Raw genomic sequence first — 23340 nt, forward strand, 5'->3', positions numbered from 1 at the left:
CATAGGTGGCGACGCGCCACGTCAGGGGATACCGCCGTCGGCGCGCAGGATCGAGCCGGTGGTGAAACTGGACGCGTCGGATGCCAAAAACAATGCTGCCCCGACGATTTCGGCCGGTTCCCCGGCGCGCTGCAGCGCCAGGTGTCCAAACGGCTTGCTCTGGGCCGCCTCGAGGTCCCAGGCCTTGCTCACGTCGGTGAGAAAGGGCCCGGCCATCAGCGTGTTGACCCGCACGGATGGCCCGAACGCCTTCGCCAGTGCCTCGGTCATCGCGTTGAGCCCGGCCTTGGCGGCGGCGTAGGGGACGATGTCCGGCGTCGGGCGCAGCGACCCGGCCGTGCTCACGTTGATGATGGATCCTCGCCCGGCCGTGACCATTCGCTCGCCCACCAAGGCCGACAACCGGAACGGGCCCTTGAGGTTGAGGTTGACGACCGCGTCGAACAACTTCTCGGTGACGTCGGTCAGCTTGTCGTACAGCGGTGACATGCCGGCGTTGTTGATCAGCGTGTCCACCTTGCCGAATCGGTCATAGGTCGCCTCGACCAGCCCGTCGAGCTGGTCCCAGCGGCCGACGTGCACCTGATACGGCAAAGCGGAGCGGCCGGTTTCGGCCTGGATCTCCTTGGCGGTGGCCACGCAGTTGTCGATGTTGCGGCTGGCGATCACGACGTCGGCGCCGCAGCGTGCTGCCGCGAACGCCATCTCGCGGCCCAGCCCGCGGCTGCCCCCGGTGACCAGCACGACCCGGTCCGTGAGATCGAAAAGCTGGTCGGCATAACCCATTTCAGTGGGCCCCGGAGGGCAACGAGCGGGCCAGCTCGGCCGCCGTCGCGATCAGCTGCGGGATCATCGTCCCGAAGGCGTCTTGGACCTTGGGGTCGACCTTTCCGGTGCGCACCCCGGCAGCGTAGGTCTTTTCCAGCACGATGCCGAGCTTCCAATTCGCCAGCACCAGGTAGTAGTCGATGTTCTCGGTGGAAAGCCCGCTGACCGTCTCGTAATGCCGGAGCAATTCGCTCCGGCCGGGCATGCCGCGCATGTCCAGATAGAAGCCGTCGGCGCGCGGCTCTTCGCCGTCGTAGCCCAGCAGGCACCACGCCAAATCCAGCAGCGGGTCGCCGACCGTCGTCATCTCCCAGTCCACGATCGCGGCCAGCCGCGCCGGCGCGTCGTGGGCGAACATCACGTTGGCGAACTGGTAGTCGCCGTGCATGATGCCGGGCCGGTAGTGCGCGGGCCGGTTGTTTCGCAGCCAGTCCGCGGCCACGTCCAGGCCGGGCAGCTCGCGCACCTTGTAGGCGTCGAGGAACGCCAGCCAGCGATCCACCTGCCGGTCGTGGAATCCGTCCGGGCGGCCGAAACCCTCGAGACCTTGTGCGCGCCAATCCACCCGGCCCAGCTTGGCCGCGCCTTCGACGAGTTCGAAGGCCAGCCCGCGTCGGGCATTCAGGTCGGTGTCGAACGGCGGCTGCCATCCGCCGTCCATCGGGCTCCACCCGTCGATGGCCTGCATGACGTAGAACGGCATGCCGAGCACGGCACCGGTGTCGTCGGCGGCGATCAGCGCCGCATGCGGGACGTCGGTGCCGGACAGCGCGCGCACCAGCCGGATCTCGCGCAGCAAGCCGTCGATGCGCGCGGCGTCGGCGCGGGCGCCGGGCATGCGCAACACCATCCGCTCGCCGCCGCGCTCGAGCAGGTACAGCGTGTTCTGCGAACCGCCCTTGAGCTGCTCCAGCCGCGGCTCCTCGCCGTTTCCCGGCGCATCGTTCGCGTCCAGCCAACGCGCAAGAACGCCCGCTTCCAACTGGACCTGGCCTACCGTCGCCATCCGCACACCTCGCTCTCTGTGCGGAGAATAGCATTCTCCGCCGTAGGCGCGGGGCTTTCGGATCAGTCCGGCTTGTCGCGGTGAGCAGAAACCCCGGGGCCCTGAGGCGGCCGTCGCCGCGCCCCGTTTTGCGGCGGCCGGTCCGCGTGCTTTGAATGAACACGTCGCGCCAACCACAGACAGGAACGAACACATGCAATTGCTTCTGGTCCGGCACGCGCTGCCATTGCGCAGCGAACACGGGCAGGGCTCCGACCCGCACCTGTCGGACGAGGGATTGGCGCAGATCGAGCGGCTACCCAAGGCGCTGGACCGGTTTCCCATCTCCCGGGTGGTGAGCAGCCCCCAGAGGCGCGCCGTCCAGACCGCCGAACCGGTCGCGGCGGCGCGGGAGCTCGCGGTAGAGATCGACGACCGATTCGCTGAATACGACCGCGACCTTCCGCTCTACATCCCCGTCGAGCAGATCCGCGAGGAGATGCCCGAGGAGTGGGCGCGCCTGGCCCAAGGCCACCTGCCGAGCGCGGTCGACGAGGACGCCTTCCTGGCGCGGGTGCGCGCGGCCGTCGACGACCTCGTCGCCGCCGCCGACCCCGAGGACACCGTCGCGGTGTTCAGCCACGGCGGGGTGATCAACGTCCTGCTGCACCAGATCCTGGGGACGTCCCGCCTGTTGTCCTTTCCGGTCGACTACGCCTCGATCACCCGGCTGCTGTTCTCGCGATCAGGCCAGGCGACGGTCGCGGGGGTCAACGGGGTCGAGCACGTGTGGGACCTGCTGCCTCGAAATCAGCGGTGGTGAGCCGGACCGCCCTGTGGCGGTGGTAAACAAGTCCGGTGACTTCAGCTGACCAACTCGAAGGGCTCGACCTGGCCTCGCTGGACGCCTACCTGCGCTCGCTGGGCATCGGACGCGAGGGCGAGTTGCGCGCGGAGTTCATCTCCGGTGGCCGGTCCAATCTGACGTTCCGGGTCTACGACGACGCGACCAGCTGGCTGGTGCGGCGCCCGCCTCTGCACGGGCTGACCCCGTCGGCGCACGACATGGCGCGCGAGTACCGGGTGGTCGCCGCGCTGTGGGACACACCCGTCCCCGTGGCGCGCGCGATCGCGCTGTGCGAGGACCAATCCGTGCTGGGTGCGCCGTTTCAGATCGTCGAATTCGTCGCCGGTCAGGTGGTGCGCCGCCGCGCCCAACTGGAAGCCTTCAGCCACACCGTCATCGAGGGTTGCGTCGACTCGCTGATCCGGGTCCTCGTCGATCTGCACAACGTCGACCCCGCGGCCGTGGGCCTGGCGGACTTCGGCAAGCCCAGCGGGTACCTGGAGCGCCAGGTGCGGCGGTGGGGCTCGCAGTGGGCGTTGGTGCGGCTGCCCGACGACCGCCGTGACGCCGACGTCGAGCGCCTGCATGCCGGTCTGCAGGAAGCCATTCCCCAGCAGAGCCGCACGTCGATCGTGCACGGCGACTACCGGATCGACAACACCATCCTGGACGCCGACGACCCGACGAAGGTGCGCGCCGTGGTCGACTGGGAGCTGTCCACCCTCGGCGACCCGCTGTCCGACGCGGCGCTGATGTGCGTGTACCGCGACCCCGCGCTGGACCTGATCGTCAACGCCCAGGCCGCGTGGACGTCGCCGCTGCTGCCGACGGCCGACGAGTTGGCCGACCGGTATTCACTCGTGGCCGGGCTGCCGCTGGCGCATTGGGAGTTCTACATGGCGCTGGCCTACTTCAAGCTCGCGATCATCGCCGCGGGCATCGACTTCCGCAGACGGATGTCGGACCAGGCGCGCGGGCTGGACACCGACCACACACCGGAGGTCGTGGCGCCGCTGATCTCCCGCGGGCTGGCGGAGCTGGCCAAGCTGCCCCGCTGAGGCGCGCCCGCGGCGCGCTAACCCTTGCGCGAGGCCGCGTGGTGCTTCTTCGCCGCCCGCCGTAGCTGAAGGATCCGCGCGGTGCCGACGGCCACCGTGATCAGCCCGCCCACCACGGCCGCCAGCAGGATGGCCACCCCCAGCGGCAGTCTCCAGTGCCAGCCCAGGAACGTAAAGGGCGTCTCCACCGTGTTCTGAGTGATGAAGATCAGCAACAGAATCAGGATCAGGAAGCCGCCGATCAGGGATGACCACAGCGCACCGGCGCGGGTGAACCCGATCGCCGGTTCCCTGGGCGCCTTGCCCGGTTCGGGCGCCGCGGCGGGCTTGGCGGGCGGCTGGCTGGGCGAGGCAGGGGTGTGGCTGCTCATGGTGTCATCTTTGTCCCATCGGGCAAAGAATGAAACCAAACCGCGCAACCGGGCCGCCTGGTCCCGGCGCCCGCGCGGTTCTGCCGTTAGTGTCGGCGGTATGAGGATGCCGTCGCGCGTGCACCGCGCGATGATCCAAGCGACCGTCTGGTTCACGGCGATCTGCGTCCTATCGGCGTGCAGTAGCTCCGACCCGCTGGGCGGCGCCGTCCGCAGCCCGAAGTCAATCGTCGTGGGGTCCGGCGACTTCCCGGAATCACACATCATCGCCGAGATCTACGCACAAGCGTTGCAGGCCAACGGATTCGAGGTGGGCCGGCGGATGGGGATCGGCAGCCGGGAGAGCTATATCCCCGCGCTGAAAGACCATTCCATCGACCTGGTGCCCGAGTACATCGGTAACCTGCTGCTCTATTTCGCGCCCGAGTCGACGGCGACCGTACTGGGCGCCGTCGAGTTGGAGCTCGACCACAAACTTCCGGGGGATCTGGCGATCCTGACGCCCTCGCCGGCCTCCGACACCGACACCGTGACCGTGACCGGTGGGACGGCTAATGCCTGGAAGCTGAAGACAATCGCCGACCTGGCGGCCTATTCGGCGGACGTGAGGTTCGGCGCACCCTCGGCGTTCGCGACGCGGCCGGCCGGCCTGCCGGGGTTGCGGCAGAAGTACGGACTCGACATCAGCCCCGGCGACTTCGTCGCGATCGACGACGGTGGCGGCGCGGTAACGGTGCGCGCCTTGGTCGAGGGAAGGGTCAACGCCGCAAACGTTTTCACCACGTCACCGGCCATCCCGCAGAACCATTTGGTGGTGCTCGAAGACCCCGCGCACAACTTCTTGGCCGGTAACATCGTGCCGCTGGTCAACTCGCAGAAGAAGTCGGACCGGCTCAAGGAGGTGCTGGATGCCGTGTCGGCGAGGCTGACCACCGCGGGGGTGGCCGGACTCAACGCCGCCGTGGCGGGAAACTCCGGCGTTGATCCGGATCAGGCCGCCCGGAAATGGCTGCGGGACAACGGCTTCAATCACCCGGTCGGGCAATGATCGTTTTCGACGACGTCAGCAAGGCCTTCGCCGACGGGACCACCGCGGTGGACCGGTTGAGCCTGACCGTTCCGACTGGGAAGTTGACCGTCTTCGTCGGCTCGTCGGGCAGCGGCAAGACTACGGCGCTGCGCATGATCAACCGGATGATCGAGCCGACGGCCGGCGCCATCACCGTCGACGGGGTGGACGTGTCCACCCTCGACCCGGTGCGGCTGCGCCTCGGCATCGGCTACGTCATCCAGCACGCCGGACTGATGCCGCACCTTCGGGTGATCGACAACGTCGCAACGGTTCCGGTGCTCAAGGGCCAATCCCGGCGGTCGGCCCGCGCCGCCGCCTATGGGGTGCTCGAACGCGTGGGGCTGGACGCCAAGCTCGCCGGCCGCTACCCCGCGCAGCTGTCCGGCGGGGAGCAACAACGCGTCGGCGTGGCGCGTGCACTGGCGGCCGACCCGCCCATCCTGTTGATGGACGAGCCGTTCTCGGCCGTCGACCCCGTCGTCCGGCTCGATCTGCAGAACGAAATCCTGCGCCTGCAAAGCGAATTGCGCAAGACGATCGTCTTCGTCACCCACGACATCGACGAGGCGCTCAAGCTCGCCGACAAGGTTGCGGTGTTCCGGGCCGGGTCGTTGCAGCAGTACGACGACCCCGCGCGGCTGCTGTCGCGCCCGGCCAACGATTTCGTGGCGAGGTTCATCGGCCTGGGCCGCGGCTACCGATGGCTGCAACTCATCGATGCCGCCGGCCTGCCGCTCCACGACGTGCAGCGCATCCCCGCGGGCGACCTGCTCAATACCTGCCCGGCAGACGGCTGGGCGGTGGTGGTGGACGGCGCCGGCGCGCCGCTGGGCTGGATCGACACCGAAGGGCTGCGCCGTCATCGCGGGGGTGCCTCGTTGTCCGACAGCATGAGCGGCGTCGGCTCGCTGTTTCGTCCCCGCGGAAATCTCAGCCAGGCGCTGGACGCGGCGCTGTCGTCGCCGTCGGGGATGGGCGTCGCCGTCGACGACGGCGGCCGGGTCATCGGCGGTGTGCTGGCCGGCGACGTGCTGGACGCGGTGGAAGCCCGACGGCGGGACTGAGCGATGCACTACCTGCTCACCCACCTCGACGGCGCCTGGGCGCTGACTCTCGTCCATCTGCGGCTGTCGTTGGTGCCGGTGCTGATCGGGTTGGCGATCGCGGTCCCACTGGGCGCGGCGGTGCAGCGCGCTCCGCTTGCGCGCCGGCTGACGACGGCAACCGCGAGCGTCGTGTTCACCATCCCGTCGCTGGCGCTGTTCGTGGTGTTGCCGATGATCATCGGGACCCGGATCCTCGACGAGGCCAATGTGATGGTCGCGCTGACCGCCTACACCGCGGCGTTGCTGGTGCGGGCGGTGCTCGAGGCGCTGGACGCGGTGCCGGCCCCGGTGCGCGACGCCGCGACCGCGGTCGGCTACTCGCCGCTCGCCCGGATACTGAAAGTCGAACTACCGCTGTCTGTTCCGGTCCTGGTGGCCGGGTTGCGGGTGGTGGTGGTCACCAACATCGCGATGGTCTCGGTGGGTTCGGTGATCGGCATCGGCGGCCTGGGCGCCTGGTTCACCGAGGGCTATCAGACCAACAAGAGCGACCAGATCCTCGCGGGCATCATCGCGCTCTTCGCGCTGGCGATCGTCATCGACGCGTTGATCGTGGTGGCCGGCCGGTTGGTCACACCGTGGGAGCGCGCGGGGCGCGCCCCGCGCCGACGGTCGGTGGTGGCCCCGATCGTGGGTGGCGCGCGATGAACTTCGTGCAGCGCGCCGTCACCTACCTGTTCACCGCCGACAACTGGACGGGCCCGGTCGGACTGGCGGCGCGTGTCCTGGAGCATCTCGAGTACACGGCGATCGCGGTGGGCGCCTCGGCCCTGATCGCCGTTCCCGCGGGGCTGATCATCGGACACACCGGCCGCGGCACCCTGCTGGTGGTCGGCGCGGTCAACGGGCTTCGCGCACTGCCGACGCTGGGCGTGCTGTTGCTCGGAACGCTGCTGTTCGGGCTGGGCCTGGGGCCACCACTGGTCGCCCTGATGCTGCTGGGTGTCCCGGCGCTGCTGGCCGGCACGTATGCGGGAATCGCCAACGTGGACCCGACCGTGGTCGACGCCGCCCGCGCGATGGGAATGACGGAGGCCCAGGTGCTCTGGGTGGAGGCGCGCAACGCGATGCCGTTGATCCTGGGCGGGTTGCGCAGCGCGACGCTGCAGGTGGTTGCCACCGCGACGGTCGCGGCCTACGCCAGTCTCGGCGGACTGGGCAGATACCTGATCGACGGAATCAAGGAGCGCGAGTTCCACCTCGCCCTGGTCGGCGCCTTGATGGTGGCCGTGTTGGCGTTGGCGCTCGACGGGCTGCTGGCGTTGGCGGTGTGGGCGTCGGTGCCGGGCGGCGACCGCCTGCGCAAGACCGCCGCCAGGCGCGAGCGCCGGGCAGGTACGCCACGGCCGGCGGGCACGATTTACGGTAGATGAGTGAACACAGATTCCTCGGATTCGACTCGGCGGGTATGGCAGGCGATGCTCACCTGGCGTGCACAGGACGTATCGCGGATGGAATCGGTACGAATTCAAGTGTCCGGCAAGAGAATCAAGGCCAACGGCCGCATCGTTGCCGCCGCCACGGCAACCAATCCGGCGTTCGGCGCGTACTACGACCTGCAGACCGATGAGACCGGCGCCACCAAGCGGCTCGGCATGACCGTCACGCTGGCCGAGCGGGAACGTGTGATCTCCATCGCCCGCGACGAAGAGAACATGTGGCTGGTGACCGACCATCAGGGCGAGCGCCGTGCGGCGTACAACGGCGCCCTGGACTGCGACGTGGTGTTCAGCCCGTTCTTCAACGCGTTGCCCATCCGCAGGCTCGGCCTCCACGAACGGGCAGACTCGGTCACCTTGCCGGTGGTCTATGTCACCTTGCCTGACATGTCCATCACCGCCGATGTCGTGAGCTACACCAGCTCGGGCGGCCTCGACGGCATCAAGCTGCGCTCCCCGGTCGCCGACACCGTCGTGAGCGTCGACGAAGAGGGCTTCATCGTCGACTATCCAGGCTTGGCAGAGCGGATCTGATCACCCCGCCCGCCCGGCCGGCGGCTGCCAACTCCTCGCGCCAGTTCTCGGTGCCGATGACGACGTGGAAGATCTCGGAACGCGGGAAGCTGTCGTAGCGCGTCCGGGCGGCGTGCCCGGCCTCGACGAGTTCGGCCACCGATTTGTGCCCGACCAGTGAGTCGCGGGCCCGGCTCAGCAGCTCGATGACCCGGTCGGCGGCGGGCACCAGCTGGTCGGCGTTGCCCTCGCACATCGCCCGCACCAGGTCCGGGGCGGTGGCGGCCACCCTTGTCCCGTCGCGGAACGATCCGGCGGCCAGCGCGAAGGCCAGCGGGACTTCCCCCCCGATGACCGCCAGCGCCTCGGCCAGCAGGTGCGGGAGGTGGGAGATGGCGGCCGCCGCGGCGTCGTGATCGTCGGACTTGGCCGGCACCACCACCGCGCCGCAATCCAGCGCCAGCGTCATCACCATCGACCACACCACCGGGTCGACGTGGTCGTCCACGCTGACCACCCACGGCGCCCTGGTGAACAGGCCGGGGTTGCCCGCGGCCCAACCCGAGTGAGCGGTGCCGGTCATCGGGTGACCGCCGACGAACCGCTGCCGCAGGCCGGCCGCGACGACCTCGTCGAGTACCGCTCGTTTGACGCTGGTGACGTCGGTCAACGGGCAGTTCGGGGCCAGTTCGCCGATGTGGGCGAGCATGCCGGCCATCGCCGGCATGGGCACCGCCAGCACGATCAGCGCGCCGGCGTCGGCGGCGCGGGTCAGCATGGCGGTCAGGTCGGTGCTGGCGTCGAAACCGTCGGCGGTGGCCCCGTGCGCACCCTCCACCGACCGGTTGTAGCCGAACACCTGCCGGCCCGCGGCCGTGGCGGCCCGCATGATCGAGCCGCCGATCAGCCCCAGCCCGAGCACGCACACCGGTGGTCGAGAAACAGGGCTAGCCACAGACCAAGGTTGGCACAATCCGGCGGCGCGGTGTGGTCAGACGTTGCCGCGTTTCGCTCCATCTGGTCAGGGGGCCTCGTCTGCGACTACCGTAAGCGGCCATGGGAGCACAACGGGCCTCAGCCCAGGGCCTGTCTGCCGATACGCCGGACGGTTTCGGCGTAGCGGTCGTGCGCGAAGAGGGTCAGTGGCGGTGTTCCCCGATGGCGCGCAAATCGCTGACGAGCCTGAAGGCCGCCGAGACTGAGCTGCGGGAGCTGCGCAGCTCCGGCGCCGTGTTCGGGCTGCTCGACGTGGATGACGAGTTCTTCGTGATCGTGCGCCCGGCGCCGTCCGGGACGCGGTTGCTGCTGTCGGACGCCACCGCGGCGTTGGACTACGACATCGCCGCCGAAGTGCTGGACAAACTTGACGCCGACATCGACCCCGAGGACCTCGAGGAATCGGACCCCTTCGAGGAGGGCGACCTGGGGCTGCTGTCCGATATCGGCCTGCCCGAGGCGGTGCTGGGCGTCATCCTCGACGAGGCCGACCTGTACGCGGACGAGCAGCTCGGCCGCATCGCCCGGGAGATGGGCTTCGCCGACCAGTTGTCGGCCGTGATCGACCGCATCGGTCGGTGATCGCGAGCGCGGTCGTGGCGATCGCAAGCGCGGCGGAGCCGGGCGTAGCGGGTCGCCACGAATGACCGAGCCCCGTCGGTGATCGGCGACGAAGACCTGATCCGTGCCGCGTTGTCGGTCGCGGCGACGGCGGGTCCTCGCGACGTGCCCATCGGTGCGGTGGTCGTCGGCGCCGACGGAACCGAACTGGCCCGCGCGGTCAACGCCCGAGAGGCCCTGGGCGATCCCACGGCGCACGCCGAGATCCTGGCGCTGCGCGCGGCAGCCGGCGTCCTCGGTGACGGCTGGCGGCTGGAGGGCGCCACACTGGCCGTCACCGTCGAACCATGCACCATGTGCGCCGGCGCGCTGGTCCTGGCCCGCATCGGCCGGCTCGTGTTCGGCGCGTGGGAACCGAAGACCGGAGCGGTCGGATCCCTATGGGACGTGGTCCGCGATCGGCGGCTCAACCATCGGCCGGAAGTGCGTGGCGGCGTGCTCGCCGAAGAGTGCGCCGCACCGCTGGAGGCCTTCTTCGCTCGCCAGCGATTGGGGTGAGGGGCCGGCCGTCAGATAAGCTGCTCGGCGGTGGCGTGTCCGAGCGGCCTAAGGAGCACGCCTCGAAAGCGTGTGACGGCTAACACCGTCCGAGGGTTCAAATCCCTCCGCCACCGCCAACGCCCTTAACCGCGTCCAGCAACTCAGGTCGCGGTCCGCGGTTCCCACCGCGGCCAGGCGTTCTCCGCGCGGGAGACCGCCTCACGCCTTGACGAAGCAGTACATCCGGTATTCGGTGGGTCCCCCAGTTCGGAAGCCCTGGTACGTGTTCCACACGAATCGGTAACCGCGGGTTACGGCAAAGCTGCGCGCGAAGGCGGGCACAAGCGCATTCACCGCCGCCATCCACCACTGTGAATTGTTCTCCATCCCGCGCATGACTTCTGAATTGATCACCCGCTGCGAGACGATCCGCATCGGCGCGTCGGCTAATTGTGCCTCCCAGACGGCAAGCCCCTCGGTGAGGCGGAAATCGGCGTAGAGAAAATGCCCGCCCGGGCGCAGCACACGCACAACCTCGCAGAGGAAGCGCGGAAATTGCGCGTAAAGGTGCGAGGATTCGATATTGATCACCGCGTCGAACGATTCGTCCGGGAAAGGCAGGTCCTCGGCGTCGCCTTCGACGAACTTCAGGCCGGCGATATGGTGTCTTTCCCGGCAAAAGGCGATACCGGCCGAGTTCAAGTCCAGCCCGGTGTATGAGGCCGGGTGCAGGGTCCGCATGAGGTATGAGCTCCCACCGCCGTGGCCGCAACCGACCTCGAGGACCTGCTTGCCACTGAGATCCACCTGCGTCGCCGTACGGTGATAAAGCTGAATGAAATACCGGTTCGGCTCGTCGGAGGGCTCAAGCGGAATGCCCATCGGCGGATCTTCCTCATAGCCGTAGTTGAGGAACAACACGTCTTTGACGGACAGCTTGCGGGTCAAGTAGCGGTAGAAGAACTTCTGATAGAAATACTCATGGATATACTGCGCATACTTCAGATTGACCGTGTCCAGGAGCACGCGACGAAAGCCGCGCTGTTGACCCTGCAGCGCCATCGGCGGAGCATAGCAAATCCCGGCGCGGCTTTGATCACATTCGACGCAACCGAGTCAATCCGGATTGTCCACGTGGTTGGCGCCCGTTCTTCCCTGTGAGTGCACCGATTTCCTTCCGATCCTCGGCATGCTCGGTCGAAGGTGGATAGCATTGCCTTACGGAGAACTGCCAAGCGCGCGGCAAGAGGCCACATGACGAAGAACATCGCGATCGTCGCCCTCTTCTCGTGTTGCAGTGCGCTCGTCGCGATTCCGGGCGTTGCCACTGAATTCGTCGCGCACGCAGACGATCCGGGCACCGTGCTGTACAGCGGCGTCAACGGACTCCGTCAGCCATGCGCTCCGCTCAGTGACGACCCGCGGTTGCGGGCGGCGGCGCAGCGGCACGCCGACGATATGCTGCGCACCGGTTTAAGCGGCCATATCGGGTCCGATGGATCTTCGCCGCGGACGCGCATCGCAGATGCCGGCTACAGCAGGACCCCCGCAACGGGGGAGATCGTCTTTTGGGGTACCGGATCAGCGGCGAATCCGACCCAGGCCCTCGACTCGTGGATGCAAAGCCCTCCACACCGAGGGATCATCGTGAACTGCGCTTTCACCGCGGCCGGCTTCGCCACCGCCTGGGACGGCAACAAGATGACCGTGGTGGGTGACTTCGCGGCTCCGTAAGCGACGCGGACGGCAGGGGCGCGATTCGACCGCGTTCTCGAACCGGTGCCAAATCTCTAGGCCTGAGTTCCGGCCAACTTTCGTGTCGTGAGTGCTTCGCTGTCCCTGAAGGGGCGGCCGTCGGGCCCCAGCAGATCGTGGAACCAGACTTTCGGGATCGTCGTGTACGGGTGGTCCCACGATTCCCAGGGAAAGTAGGTCTGCGTCTTGCCGGCGACCAGGCCCCAGTTGATGGCACCGACGTTGTGGCGCTTGGCCACCGGCAGAATGGCCTCGACGGTGCTGCCGCGCGGGCGGGCCATGTACTCCGTGCACAGGATCGGTCTGCCGAGCGGAGCGAGCTCGCCGATCCGGGACTCGAAGCCCGCGGGGTCGGCGTAGGAATGGAACGTGATCACGTCGGCGTTGGCCAGCTGAATATCGCTGATTGCGCTGCGGCCCTGGGGTTGTCCCCAGTCGCCGCGCCACACGCCACTGGTGAGCGGCTGGCTGGGGTCCACCGCGCGCGCCCAGCGGAACACTTGTGGGAGCAGGTTTCCGACGAGCTGTTCCTTGTCGCTGCGCTCGGTGTTGCGGTACTGGCGCGCTGGGTTGTCGGGCTCGTTCCACAGGTCCCAGCCCAGGATGCGGTCGTCGTTGCGGAACTGCGTCAGCACCCCTGTGACGTAGTCGCGCATGACGCCGGCGTAGCGCGGGTCGCCAAGGCGTTCGGCGCCCGGGCTCTGCACCCAGCCGGAGTTGTGCACCCCGGGCGTCGGTGGGCGCTGTCGACCCGCCCTTGGCGCCGGGTCCCAGCATGAGTCGAAGAACACGAACAGCGGCTTGATGCGGTGGCGCGCGGCGATGTCGACGAACTGCGCGAGCCGCGCCTGAAAGCCCCGCTGGTCCTGGCTCCAGAGCTGATCGTGCAGAAACACCCGCGCGGTGTTGTGCCCGTAGAACCTGGCCCAGCCGAGCTCGGTGTCGATGCGCCGTGGGTCGTAGGTGTCGGCCTGGAACATCTCGAGCTGGTTGATGGCGTTGGAGGTGATGTAGTTCGATCCGACGAGGAAGCCCTGCGCCTGATACCAGCGGTTGGCCCGGTCGGCGGGCCACCGGCCGGGTTCCTCCGCGGAGGCGCGGGGCGCTCGCGCCAGCGCGGTGCCTGCTGCCAGCAGAAGTGGCAGCTTGAGGGCCGTTCTTCGATGCACGATGTGACGATAAATTTTCCCGGCGATTTCCCCGGGATTTGCTCAGCGCGTCGCGCCGGCTTGACGTGGGAATTGTTATCACTCCGTCACCGCGGCCTCTTAACTCTTTCTCAAAAACAGTCTTGCATACACAAACAGTTTCATACTGCTACTATCGCCCCACGACATCATCCGGTGCATTGAGGAGTGGGCCCGTGCAGGCACTGTCATTCGATCCGGCCGCAGCCAACATCGGGTCCGACATCGTCCGCGGTGCCACGCAGGGACTTCAGGCCGGCATGACCGCGGTCCCGTCGACCACGGCCCTGGTTCCCGCCGGGGCTGACGAGGTGTCGGTGCAGGCGGCCGTCGCGTTCGCCGCGGAGGCCACCGCCTTTCTGGCGCTGCACACGGCCGCGCAACAAGAGCTGGCCCGGACGGGTACCGCGATCCTCGACATCGCTCGCATCTACACCGAGGTCGACGCGGCCGCGGCCGGCAGCGTGCTCGGAGCTCGCCCGCTGGCCGGCTACCGGGTGGCGGGATAGCGACCCGCACCGGCCCGGAGAAAATCGCCGGACGCGGACGGCGAAGATACTTCAAACTTCGCCCTACCGAGCGCGATACTGAATCCGTGCGCGAGCGAAACGTGTTAGGCGGTCCACTGGAACCGTGCGGCACAGAGCCACTGACCGGGTACTACCGCGACGGCTGTTGCTCGACGGGGCCCGAGGACCTCGGCCGGCACACGATCTGCGCGGTCATGACGGCCGAATTCCTCGAGCATCAGCGTTCCATCGGCAACGACTTGCTGACACCGGTTCCCGAATACCGGTTCCCCGGACTGCTTCCCGGTGACCGTTGGTGTGTCACGGCGCTGAATTGGCTTCGGGCGCATCAGGACGGCTGCGCCGCGCCGGTGGTGCTGGCCTCCACGCACGAGCGCACCCTCGAGGTGGTGCCGCTGGAGGCGTTGCAGGAACACAAGGTCGACGTGCCCGACGACTTGGCGAACCTGTAGGGAACCACGCCGGATCGACGTCTAGCGTCTGTGTCATATTTGCCGTCGACGACGCGTCGAAAAGAGGATCCGGTGGGCTCTGCCGTTGACGACATCGACTTCGACGACCTGACCGCGCCCAAGCTGACCGACGTCCAACGCCAGATCCTGGAGTTCACCGAGGCCAGAGTCGTCGAGTTCGACATGGGCCGGATGCTCGCGGAGGCGGTCGACCAGGCCGGGGCGGACGATCTCGACGACGTCGACGGCTTCGGCGATCGACTTGAGGCGCACGTCGCGGCCATCGAAGGCGACGAAGGCCTGCGTCAGCTCACGCGCTCATCCCTGCGGCAACGCGTCGTGCGATTGCTGCGCAACCGGTTGTCGCTGACCGATCTCCTCAGGCGGTATCCCGAAATCGAAGCCATCCCGATCGAGAACCCGTTCATCGTGGTCGGCATGCCGCGATCGGGCACCACTCATCTGGTGAATCTCATTGCCGCCGACCCTCGTCGGCGGGCGTTGCCGTACTGGGAGAGCCAGGAGCCCCTTCCCGCTCGCGGCCAGGGCCCCGACATCTTCGGGGTGGATCCGCGCTATGCGCGGGCCAAGTCCGAGCACGACGCGCTCATGGCCAGCGCCCCGGTAGTGGCGGCCATGCACGACCGATTCCCCGAGGCGATCGAGGAAGAGGTCGAACTGCTCGACCTCGATATGGCCGCCTACGTCCTGGAATGGCATGCGCGCGTACCGGATTGGCGCGACTACTACCTGAACCTGGACCAGAACCGGCACTACGCATACCTGAGGAAAGTCCTCCAGGCGTTGACCTTCCTGCGCGGCCCGCGGACCTGGGTTCTGAAAAGCCCGCAGCACTGCGAGCAACTCGGTCCGCTCCTGGCGACGTTTCCGGACGCGACAGTGGCTTTCACGCACCGCGATCCCGTCGCGGTGATCCAGTCGGCGGTCACCATGATGGCCTACTCCGATCGGCTGCGCCGAACGAGCATCGATCCGGACTGGCTGCTCGACTACTGGTCCGACCGCGTGCACCGGCTGCTCAGCGCGTGCGTGCGCGACCGCGACCTGGTGCCGGCCGAACGCAGCGTCGACATCAACTTCCATCAGCTGAACGCCGGCGAAATGGCGGTGCTCGAGCGGCTTTACCAATGTGGCGGCGTCGAACTGACACCGAAGGTGCGGGCGCGGTTCCAGAAGTACCTGGATGGCAATCCGCGCGGCAAACATGGCCGCATCCGCTACGACCTGCATCGGCACTTCGGCATCACGGCCGACGAGCTGCGCCGCCGATTCGACTTCTACTTCGACAAGTTCGACGTCCAGGCCGAGACGTAGCCCGAAGGGAACGAGAACGATGAGCTTCGAACCGGTCTACCGCAGCAGGCCCGGGGCCGACGCCATGCGGCCCGCGGCCGCCGACCGGGCCGAGGAGATCGCGCCCGGCCTGTGGTGTTCACCGGGGCTCTCGAACGCCTACCTGCTCACCACGCACGAGGGCCGGGTGATCGTCAACACCGGCATGGGGTTCGAGGGCCCGGTGCATCGCGCGAATTTCGACGCGGTCGACCCCTCGCCGGTGCGCTACGTCATCTTCACCCAGGGTCACGTCGACCACGTCGGCGGTCTGGACAGTGTGCGCGACCCCGAGACGACCGTGGTCGCGCAGGCGAACTGGACGTTGTGGCGCGACGACAACGAGCGCCTCATCCCGTACCGCGCCAGCCGCAGCGCCTTCGCGTTCAAGGACACCCTGGCGGTCGGCATCCAAGCCGTTCAGCGGCGCCTCGGTAGCACCCGGTTGGCCGGCCAGAGCGTTCCCGTCGTGGACGTCGACTTCGAAGACACGCTGACCCTGCACCTCGGGGGCCGGCGGATGGAGCTGATCTCGGTGCCCGGCGGCGAAACCACCGATTCGCTGGTGGTGTGGCTGCCGGATGAGCGGATCTGCCTGTGCGGGAACACCTTCGGTCCGCTGTTCGGGCACATTCCCAACCTGGTCACCATGCGCGGCGACCGGTACCGCGACGCGCTGACCGCGATCGCGTCGGTGGAGCGAGTGCGCGACCTGAGGCCCGAACTCCTGGTGACCGGTCATTTCGAACCGATCGCGGGCGCCGAGCGCATCCACGCGGAACTGACCCGGCTGCGCGACGCCATCCGCTACGTCCATGACCAGACCGTCGAGGGAATGAATGCCGGCAAGGACGTCCGGACCCTGATGCGCGAGATCACGTTGCCCGCGGAATGCGAAGTGGGGCAGGGCTATGGAAAGGTGGCCTGGGACGTGCGGGCCGTCTGGGAAAACTACTCCGGCTGGTTTCACCACGAGTCGACCACCGAACTCTATCCGGTCGGGTTCGATGCCGTGGCCGCCGACGTGGTCGAGCTGGCCGGGGCCGCCGCTCTGGTGGATCGGGCCCGGGAACACCTTGCCGCCGGCCGCCCCCTGCACGCCATTCACCTGGCCGAGCTTGTCCCGCCTGACGACGTTGGGGCACGGTCCGTACTGCGGGACGCCCATGAAAAACTGCTGGCCGGCAGCTCCAACTTCTGGGAAAGCGCCTGGCTCAGAAACCAGATAGCGAGGAACGCATGACGGCGCGCGTCAGCTTCGACTTCACGGGCACCACGGCGCTGATCACCGGCGGCACCAGCGGAATCGGGCACGCGACCGCGGTGTTGTTCCGCGACGCCGGGGCCCGCGTCGCCGTCACCGGAACCAAGCCGGCGCCGGACGACTACGAGACCGACCTGTCCGGCATGGATTATCACCGGCTGCAGATCAGCGACCCGGAGTCGGTCGACGCGCTGGCGCGGAAGTTCACCCGCCTTGACGTGCTCGTCAACAACGCCGGCGCCAATTTCCCGGGCGGCCTGGATGAATCGAAGCCGGACGGGTTCGAGGCGTCGGTCGCGCTGAACCTGTCCGGACCTTATCGGCTGACCGTCGGGCTCTATCGTGCATTGAAGGCGTCGACCGCGGCCGGCGGTGCCAGCGTGGTGAACCTGACGTCGATGTCCGCACTCCGGGCCGTCCCGTTGGTGCCCGGCTACGGCGCGGCGAAGGCCGGGATTATCTGCATCACCAGGAATCTCGCGGTCAAGTGGGCCGGAAAGGGCATCCGGGTGAACGCAGTGGCGCCGGGCGCCATCGACACCCCGATGACCGCGCCCATGCACGGCTCGGCCGAGTTGGTGGAGACCGAGCTGGCGCATATCCCGTTGCGCCGCTTCGGTTCCACCGGCGAGATCGCCCCCACCATCGCCTTCTTGTGCACCGAGCAGAGTAGCTACACCAGCGGCGCGGTGTTCGTCGTCGACGCCGCGTCGGATTGCGTCTGAGACACGAGGAAACCATGGCTTCTTTTGTTGGGGCGCTGCGACCCGAGGACTTCTACCACACCGGCATCGTCGTGCCCGACCTCGATGCGGCCATGGCCCGGCTGAGCGCACTGGCCGGCTACCGGTGGATCACCCCGATGAGCTACACCCTGCCGTTCCGCACCGCGACCGGCGTCCGCGAACTGACCTCGACGGTCGTCTACTCGTTGCAGAGCCCGCACGTCGAACTCGTCCGGGAGGTGCCCGGAACTGCGTGGACCGCCGCGCCGGGCAACGCGGTCCATCACATCGGCTACTTCAGCGACGACCTGGCCAGGAGCGGACGGGCGCTGCAGGACAATGGCTTCACCCTCGAGATGACCGCCGACGTGCCCGGCGCCGACCTCGGCCTGTTCGCCTACTACACGGACGCTTTCGGGACGCGCATCGAGATCGTCGACCGCGCGCTGTTTCCCGACTTCCCGGCGTTCCTGCAGTCGATGGCGGGCCCGGGGGAGGCGTGACGTGTTGCTGACGGTGTTGCGGTTCAACTTCGCGTCCCCGCAGGGCGAAGCGCGTACGCAGAGCGCGTTGTTGTCGGCCGCTCTCGAGTTGGCGCAGTGGGGTGAGTCGCACGGCATCACCTCGGTCAGCGTCGACGAGCACCACGCGACCGGACACGGCTGGAGCTGCAACCCCATCATGGCGGCGGCGATGTTCCTGGCGCGGACCTCGAGGCTGATCGCCAGCGTCGACTGTGCCCTGGGCCCGCTCTGGAATCCGGTGCGCCTCGCCGAGGACATCGCGTTGGTCGACAACATGAGCCGGGGCCGGCTGCACACCACGGTCGGCCTGGGTTACCGCAGGGTCGAATATGAGGCTCTGGGAGCCGATTTCGCGCAACGGGGCGCGCTGATGGACAGGCTGCTCGAGCGCATGCTGTCGGTGTGGTGCGGTGCCGACGCGGCAATGTGCACCGGCACCTGGACGCGGCCGCATCCACCGCTGTATGTCGGGGGCGGCGCGCGGGCCACGGCGCGGCGGGCGGCGCGATTCCGGCTGCCGCTCAGCCTGGCCGACCACCTGCCCGACATCGCGGCCTACTACCGCGAGTTGTGTGCCGACGCGGGCATGACGCCACTCATCCTCATGCCGGGGCCGGTCAACCGCGGAATGATCTTCCTGCACGAGGACCCCGACCGGGCCTGGGCGGAGCTGGGCGACCACATCCTGTGGGAGGCCGTCACTTACGGCGGGTGGTCGACCGACCAGCGGTCCCTCATGCATTTACCCGGCGTGCAGACGCTGGACGAGGTCAAGGCGTCGGGCCGGTACCGGTTCCTGACCCCCGAGGAGCTGATCGCCGAGGTGCGCGACACAGCCAACTACGGGCCGCTCGTGATGCACCCGCTGGTCGGCGGCATGCCCGTCGACGAGGCGTGGAAGTCGGTCCAGTTGCTCACCGACAAGGTGCTGCCCGCGCTCAGCTAATTGCGCCGAAGTTCAGATTGCGCATGCGAACAAGGGGTACGCGGCCCACCATGAAACCTGAAGCGAAAAGAGCCCTGGTGGTCCTCGGTGGTGCCGCCGCATTCGGACTGTCCGTCGCCATCGGTGGCGCGGCCGGCGCGAACACGCTGGCAAGCAACGTGCCCGTGGCGCCGCCCGTGCCGACGTCATCCAGCCTGAGTATTCCAGTTCGCCCGGCGTATGGACGCGGACCTCGTCAACCAACGGTGGGCCATCGACGATTCCTGACCTGAGGTTCAATGGGGCCATGGCGAATCCCGCGCCCCAGGTGGCGATCCTTGACGACTACGCGGGCGTGGCACTGCGGCTTGCCGACTGGTCGCCGGTGCAAACCCGTTCCCGCGTGACGGTTTTCGACCGGCACCTGTCCGAGGAGGAGGCGGCGGAGGCGCTGCGGCCCTTCGACGTCATCTGTACCCTGCGCGAGCGCATGGCACTGCCGCGGACGCTTCTCGAGCGGTTGCCGAATCTCAGGCTGATCACCATCGTCGGCCGAAGCCTGCCCAACCTGGACCTGGCCGCGGCCACCGAGCGGGGGATCCTGGTCGCCAACACCGATTTCGCCCATCCGCGGTTCCACTCGGTCCAGGACGCCACGCCCGAGTTCGCGTGGGGACTGCTGATCGCCACGGTGCGCAACCTGGCCGAAGAACACCGGCGCATGCGAGACGGCGGCTGGCAGGTGACGACGGGTCTCACGCTGTCCGGCAAGACGCTCGGGCTGCTCGGCCTCGGCCGGGTGGGCACGCGGATGGCCGGATACGCGAAAGCCTTTGGGATGGAGGTCATCGCGTGGAGCCAGAACCTCACCGCGGACGCCGCCGCGGCGGTGGGCGCGCGCCGGGTCGACAAGGCGGCGCTGTTCGAGGAGGCCGACGTGGTGTCCATCCATGTGGTGCTCTCCGAGCGCACACGCGGCCTGGTCGGCGAGCCCGAGCTGGCCCTGATGAAGCCGCACGCGTACCTGATCAACACGTCGCGGGGGCCGATCGTGGACGAGGCCGCGATGATCGCCGCCCTCACGGCGCGCCGCATCGCCGGCGCCGGGCTTGACGTCTACGACATCGAACCGCTGCCGACTGCTCACCCGTTGCGGGTGCTCCCGAACGTCACCCTGTCGCCCCACCTGGGGTACGTCACCCGCGAAATGCTCGGTGCCTTCTACTCCGACACCGTGGAGTCGGTGGCCGCCTGGCTGGACGGGGCCCCCATTCGGATCGCCAACCCCGAGGCGTCGCGAGGGTGATCAGCCGCGCTGGCGTCTCCAGTGCGGACTCTTGACCGCTTCCAGCGCCTCGGTGACGTAGCGATCGAGCGGCCACGCGCGTCCGGGCCGGCGGACCCATTGCTGGAAGCCGAAATCGGCTGCGGCGAAGGCGAGTTGGACCAGTAGGCCGGGACGCATGTCGGCGTCGGGGTTCACGCCCATGCGCCCGGCGACCAGCTTGGCCGCTCGCTCCTTGTCGGCGGGCGTGTGGACTGTCACCTTGGGAAGCAGGTGGGGCGCCACCAGCAGCGCTTCTCGCCACTCGTCGGTGTCGGCCTGCTCGAATGAGCGTGTCCGCGTGACGATGGCGTTGATCAACGCGACGTCCGGTGGCTCGTTCGCGGGTCGCTGCTCGAGCAGGTTGACGATCGCGGCGCCGCCATGGCGAACGGGGGCGAGTAACAGGTCTTCCTTCGTCGGCACATGCCGGAAGAAGGTGCGCGCCGAAACGCCCGCGGCGGCGGCGATCTCCTCGGTGGTCACCGCGTCGTACCCCCGCTCGACGAACAGCCGGAACGCCGCGCGCCTGATGTCGGCCCGGATCTGTGCGCGCTGCCGATCGCGCAACGACTCCGGTCTGTCGGGCGAGCTCACCGGAAGCAGCCGATCCCACCGTCGACGTGAATGGTCTGTCCGGTGATGAACGTCGAGTCGGTGCCCAGCAGGAACGCCACCAACGCGCCCACGTCGGTGCGGACATCGCCGATGCGCTTCATCGGTACGCGTCCGACAACCTTCTCGTACTCCTTGGGCGCGAACGACTTCCAGAACTTGACGCCATCCGATTCGGCGAATGGACAGATGACGTTGACGCGGATGTTGTCTCGGCCCCACTCCAGGGCGGCGACCTTCGACAGGCCCCGGATGGCCTCCTTGGCGGCGGCGTAGCCACCCCACTTCGGCTCACCACCGGTCCCCGTGCCCGAGCCGAGGTTGACGATCGACCCGCCGCCCGCTTCGACCATGGCGGGGTGTACGGCTTGCATGAGCAGGAAGGTCGCGCGTGGGCCGACGTCGTGGCCGAGCGCGAAGTCTTCGGTGGTGATGTCGACGAATGCCTTGGGCTCGTTGGTGGCGATCGCGTTGTTGACCAGGCCGTGGACCGTACCGAAGGCGTCGACGGCGGCCGTCACGATCCGCTGGGCGCTGGCCGGGTCGCGCAGGTCGGCGGTGAGCTTCTCGACGCGGCCCAGCGCCGACAGCTCCTCGGTGGTCGTGCCCAGCAGTTCGTCCTGGATGTCGACCAGCAGCACCGATGCGCCGCGCTCCAGCAGGGCGGCGGCGGTGCCCTTGCCCACACCCTGGGCCGCGCCGGTGACGATCGCGACGTGGCCGCGCATCGACTCGGGGTGTGTGTAGCTCATGTCGCGGGCCCCATGTGTAGCGGCACCCCGCGGTGCATCTCGTACGTGCTGCGCGCGCCGCCGGGAAGTTCGATGAACTCGAGAGTTGTCCCGTCCGGGTCCTTGACGAAAAACATTCGCACGCCGCCGATTTCGAAGGGCTCCTGGTCGGGGGAGTAGCCGGCCGCAGTCACACGGCGGTGGGTGGCGTCGAGGTCGGTCACCGACAGGGCGACGTTGTGGATCCCGGTGATGCCGCGGCGTGCCGACCGGTGCTCTGGGGTGTTCGGACCCAGCGACAGCAGCTCGACCATCAACCCACCGAGCAATCCGCCCACCACCCGGCCCTCCTGCCTGCGGGTGGCGTGCAGCGCGGCGTCGAAAGGCTCACCGGAGATCAGGGTTTCGAAGACGACCTCCATGCCGAGCAGGTCGCGGTAGAACGCCAGGGCGCGGTCCATGTCGGTGACCCCGACGACGAGGTGGCAGAACGAGACGTCGCCGAGGACGCCGGTCATGACGCCGCGAGGCCTGGCGCGGGGCGGCCGGCGAACAGGGGCAGGTCGAGGTAGGTCTTGATCCCGGGTTCTGCGGCGCAGACGTCGGGGATGGCGTTGACACAGTGGTTGGCCGTGGCCACCACGCCGGGATTCTTCACCAGCCCTTCGGCGATCGTCTCGGGTTGCAGCCCCTTGAAGGTGAGGTTCACGGTGGGATCGCCGGTGATCTCGACCTCGAACCGTTCGCCACGTCCGCCGAAATCCCAGGCCGGGTCCAGGTTTTCCTCGCCCATCAGCCAGTTGACCGCCGCCGTGATGACCGGTTCGCCGTCCACCAGGGCCTGCCAGCGGAACCGGCGAGCGGCCACGGTCCCCGTCGTGATCGGGAACGGGGCGTAGTCGATGTCGGAGGTCGCGACCGCGACGTCCTGGATGGTCCTGATGTTCGGGTCGATGCGAAAACCCATGTGGTCGGCGATCATTCGGACCGATTGTTTGAAGCCCCCGTCCAGCAGGCCGGCCATGGGCCCCTGCATGGCTTCCTCGGGGGTACCGCCGAATCCCATGATGTGACGCACGACGTCCGGGGCGTTGTAGGTGCGGATGTCGGAGAACTCCTCGGCGCGGACGTGGGTGACGGCCGACGAGAGGGAGGACAGCATCAGCGGGAACCGCTCCGTGATGCCGCCGGGGTGGATCCCCGAACCGTGCAGGGTCACCCCGCCTTCGGCCGCGGCATCGGCGACGGCCCGGTGCCGCCGGTTGGCGGGGTCGGGGTATACCCAGCCGACCGGCGTGACGACGTTCTTGCCGGATCGCAGGATCGCGATGACCTCGTCGTCGTTGGGTACCAACGGGCTGTAGACGACGCAGTCGGCGTCCAGCGCCAGGATCTGCTCAGCGCTGGACGTGGCGGTGACGCCGAGGTCCCCGGTTCCCAGGATCCGGCCGACGTCGACCCCGTTCTTGTCCGCCGAGTGCACCCAGCAGCCGGCGAGCTCCAACTGCGGATGGTTGAGCACACACGCGATGGCCGCCTTGCCGACGCCCCCGGTCGCCCATTGGATGACGCGGAGCTTGGACGGACTGCTCATCTGGGTGACCTCCCAATCGCATGCCTTTACACGCCGATGACCGGA

General features: G+C 68.1%; 27 protein-coding genes, 1 tRNA gene and 1 pseudogene. 19 read left to right on the forward strand and 10 right to left on the reverse strand.

Translation table 11 applies throughout. The annotated features are described in order from the left end of the window. Positions 1-21: 21 nt before the first annotated feature. Both C1737_RS20755 and C1737_RS20760 read right to left on the reverse strand, forming a co-directional pair. Positions 22-786, reverse strand: a complete 765-nt coding sequence (locus C1737_RS20755; protein ID WP_102419346.1) for an SDR family NAD(P)-dependent oxidoreductase — start codon at positions 784-786, stop codon at positions 22-24. A 1-nt stretch (position 787) separates the two neighbouring features. Further along, entirely contained in the window at positions 788-1834 is a 1047-nt protein-coding gene (locus C1737_RS20760; RefSeq protein ID WP_102419347.1) for a phosphotransferase family protein, read from the reverse strand. Between the two features lie 193 nt (positions 1835-2027). Between C1737_RS20760 and C1737_RS20765 the strand changes: the two genes are divergently transcribed. Together C1737_RS20765 and C1737_RS20770 are read left to right on the forward strand one after the other, a co-directional pair. Next, entirely contained in the window at positions 2028-2636 is a 609-nt protein-coding gene (locus tag C1737_RS20765) for a histidine phosphatase family protein (protein WP_102419348.1), read from the forward strand. 35 nt (positions 2637-2671) lie between these two features. Then, a complete protein-coding gene (locus C1737_RS20770) occupies positions 2672-3718 on the forward strand; it encodes a phosphotransferase family protein (protein ID WP_067920196.1) in 1047 nt (348 codons plus the stop codon). Between the two features lie 17 nt (positions 3719-3735). Here the strand turns inward: C1737_RS20770 and C1737_RS20775 are convergent, their stop codons facing one another. Continuing rightward, on the reverse strand, positions 3736-4089 hold the full coding sequence (locus C1737_RS20775; protein WP_067920270.1) for a lipopolysaccharide assembly LapA domain-containing protein: 354 nt from the start codon (positions 4087-4089) through the stop codon (positions 3736-3738). A 100-nt stretch (positions 4090-4189) separates the two neighbouring features. Here C1737_RS20775 and C1737_RS20780 point away from each other — a divergent pair, with 100 nt between their 5' ends. The 5 genes and pseudogenes from C1737_RS20780 (at position 4190) to C1737_RS20800 (ending at position 8240) form a co-directional block, all read left to right on the forward strand. Beyond that, complete coding sequence (locus C1737_RS20780; protein WP_102419349.1) at positions 4190-5137, forward strand: ABC transporter substrate-binding protein; 948 nt, start codon at positions 4190-4192, stop codon at positions 5135-5137. After that, entirely contained in the window at positions 5134-6225 is a 1092-nt protein-coding gene (locus C1737_RS20785; RefSeq protein WP_102419350.1) for an ABC transporter ATP-binding protein, read from the forward strand. The genes C1737_RS20780 and C1737_RS20785 overlap by 4 nt, the downstream gene beginning before the upstream one ends. A gap of 3 nt (positions 6226-6228) precedes the next feature. After that, a complete protein-coding gene (locus C1737_RS20790; RefSeq protein ID WP_102419351.1) occupies positions 6229-6915 on the forward strand; it encodes an ABC transporter permease in 687 nt (228 codons plus the stop codon). After that, positions 6912-7636: pseudogene (locus tag C1737_RS20795) on the forward strand (ABC transporter permease). Before C1737_RS20790 ends, C1737_RS20795 begins: the two are co-directional and overlap by 4 nt. Before the next feature lie 4 nt (positions 7637-7640). After that, the gene (locus tag C1737_RS20800; protein ID WP_068095670.1) at positions 7641-8240 is read left to right on the forward strand and encodes a putative glycolipid-binding domain-containing protein; all 600 of its coding nucleotides are present in this window, start codon (positions 7641-7643) and stop codon (positions 8238-8240) included. Here the strand turns inward: C1737_RS20800 and C1737_RS20805 are convergent. Next, positions 8203-9147: a prephenate dehydrogenase gene (locus C1737_RS20805; RefSeq protein ID WP_082974931.1), complete on the reverse strand. Its 945-nt coding sequence runs from the start codon at positions 9145-9147 to the stop codon at positions 8203-8205. The two genes, C1737_RS20800 and C1737_RS20805, sit on opposite strands and share 38 nt — an antisense overlap. A 128-nt stretch (positions 9148-9275) precedes the next feature. Between C1737_RS20805 and C1737_RS20810 the strand changes: the two genes are divergently transcribed. The 3 genes from C1737_RS20810 to C1737_RS20820 all read left to right on the forward strand — a co-directional run bounded on the left by C1737_RS20810 (position 9276) and on the right by C1737_RS20820 (position 10453). Continuing rightward, on the forward strand, positions 9276-9797 hold the full coding sequence (locus tag C1737_RS20810) for a tRNA adenosine deaminase-associated protein (RefSeq protein ID WP_067920185.1): 522 nt from the start codon (positions 9276-9278) through the stop codon (positions 9795-9797). A gap of 78 nt (positions 9798-9875) precedes the next feature. Next, positions 9876-10334 (forward strand): nucleoside deaminase, encoded by a 459-nt coding sequence (locus C1737_RS20815; RefSeq protein WP_067920184.1) that lies wholly within the window; start codon positions 9876-9878, stop codon positions 10332-10334. Between the two features lie 29 nt (positions 10335-10363). Further along, positions 10364-10453, forward strand: a tRNA-Ser gene (locus C1737_RS20820). An 82-nt stretch (positions 10454-10535) separates the two neighbouring features. Here the strand turns inward: C1737_RS20820 and mtf2 are convergent. After that, a complete protein-coding gene (mtf2, locus tag C1737_RS20825; RefSeq protein ID WP_082974930.1) occupies positions 10536-11378 on the reverse strand; it encodes a fatty-acid O-methyltransferase Mtf2 in 843 nt (280 codons plus the stop codon). A 192-nt stretch (positions 11379-11570) separates the two neighbouring features. Between mtf2 and C1737_RS20830 the strand changes: the two genes are divergently transcribed. Then, positions 11571-12050 (forward strand): CAP domain-containing protein, encoded by a 480-nt coding sequence (locus C1737_RS20830; RefSeq protein ID WP_197509126.1) that lies wholly within the window; start codon positions 11571-11573, stop codon positions 12048-12050. A gap of 56 nt (positions 12051-12106) precedes the next feature. Here the strand turns inward: C1737_RS20830 and C1737_RS20835 are convergent, their stop codons facing one another. Beyond that, positions 12107-13240, reverse strand: coding sequence for a 1,4-beta-xylanase (locus C1737_RS20835; protein WP_102419352.1), 1134 nt, complete (start codon positions 13238-13240; stop codon positions 12107-12109). Positions 13241-13434: 194 nt separating this feature from the next. Here C1737_RS20835 and C1737_RS20840 point away from each other — a divergent pair, with 194 nt between their 5' ends. From C1737_RS20840 to C1737_RS20875, 8 genes are all read left to right on the forward strand, one after another. Beyond that, positions 13435-13767, forward strand: a complete 333-nt coding sequence (locus C1737_RS20840) for a PE domain-containing protein (RefSeq protein ID WP_067920176.1) — start codon at positions 13435-13437, stop codon at positions 13765-13767. An 86-nt stretch (positions 13768-13853) separates the two neighbouring features. Then, entirely contained in the window at positions 13854-14240 is a 387-nt protein-coding gene (locus C1737_RS20845; RefSeq protein ID WP_067920174.1) for a DUF2237 family protein, read from the forward strand. Between the two features lie 72 nt (positions 14241-14312). Then, complete coding sequence (locus C1737_RS20850; RefSeq protein WP_102419353.1) at positions 14313-15575, forward strand: sulfotransferase; 1263 nt, start codon at positions 14313-14315, stop codon at positions 15573-15575. A gap of 19 nt (positions 15576-15594) precedes the next feature. Next, a complete protein-coding gene (locus tag C1737_RS20855; protein WP_102419354.1) occupies positions 15595-16836 on the forward strand; it encodes an MBL fold metallo-hydrolase in 1242 nt (413 codons plus the stop codon). Then, complete coding sequence (locus C1737_RS20860; RefSeq protein WP_102419355.1) at positions 16833-17582, forward strand: SDR family NAD(P)-dependent oxidoreductase; 750 nt, start codon at positions 16833-16835, stop codon at positions 17580-17582. Before C1737_RS20855 ends, C1737_RS20860 begins: the two co-directional genes overlap by 4 nt. A 14-nt stretch (positions 17583-17596) precedes the next feature. After that, positions 17597-18085: a VOC family protein gene (locus C1737_RS20865; RefSeq protein ID WP_068095654.1), complete on the forward strand. Its 489-nt coding sequence runs from the start codon at positions 17597-17599 to the stop codon at positions 18083-18085. Position 18086: 1 nt separating this feature from the next. Continuing rightward, on the forward strand, positions 18087-19052 hold the full coding sequence (locus C1737_RS20870) for an LLM class flavin-dependent oxidoreductase (RefSeq protein ID WP_102419356.1): 966 nt from the start codon (positions 18087-18089) through the stop codon (positions 19050-19052). Positions 19053-19338: 286 nt separating this feature from the next. After that, a complete protein-coding gene (locus C1737_RS20875; protein WP_102419357.1) occupies positions 19339-20337 on the forward strand; it encodes a D-2-hydroxyacid dehydrogenase family protein in 999 nt (332 codons plus the stop codon). Here the strand turns inward: C1737_RS20875 and C1737_RS20880 are convergent, their stop codons facing one another. From C1737_RS20880 to C1737_RS20895, 4 genes are read right to left on the reverse strand one after another with little or no spacing between them, the layout of a single operon-like run. Further along, the gene (locus tag C1737_RS20880) at positions 20338-20952 is read right to left on the reverse strand and encodes a TetR/AcrR family transcriptional regulator (RefSeq protein WP_068095642.1); all 615 of its coding nucleotides are present in this window, start codon (positions 20950-20952) and stop codon (positions 20338-20340) included. After that, positions 20949-21722, reverse strand: coding sequence for an SDR family NAD(P)-dependent oxidoreductase (locus C1737_RS20885; RefSeq protein WP_102419358.1), 774 nt, complete (start codon positions 21720-21722; stop codon positions 20949-20951). Before C1737_RS20885 ends, C1737_RS20880 begins: the two co-directional genes overlap by 4 nt. Continuing rightward, the gene (locus tag C1737_RS20890) at positions 21719-22219 is read right to left on the reverse strand and encodes a VOC family protein (RefSeq protein ID WP_102419359.1); all 501 of its coding nucleotides are present in this window, start codon (positions 22217-22219) and stop codon (positions 21719-21721) included. The genes C1737_RS20885 and C1737_RS20890 overlap by 4 nt, the downstream gene beginning before the upstream one ends. Then, positions 22216-23295: a dihydrodipicolinate reductase gene (locus tag C1737_RS20895; RefSeq protein WP_102419360.1), complete on the reverse strand. Its 1080-nt coding sequence runs from the start codon at positions 23293-23295 to the stop codon at positions 22216-22218. The genes C1737_RS20890 and C1737_RS20895 overlap by 4 nt, the downstream gene beginning before the upstream one ends. Between the last annotated feature and the right edge of the window lie 45 nt (positions 23296-23340).

The organism is Mycobacterium sp. 4858, assembly GCF_900240975.1.
GTDB lineage: Bacteria > Actinomycetota > Actinomycetes > Mycobacteriales > Mycobacteriaceae > Mycobacterium.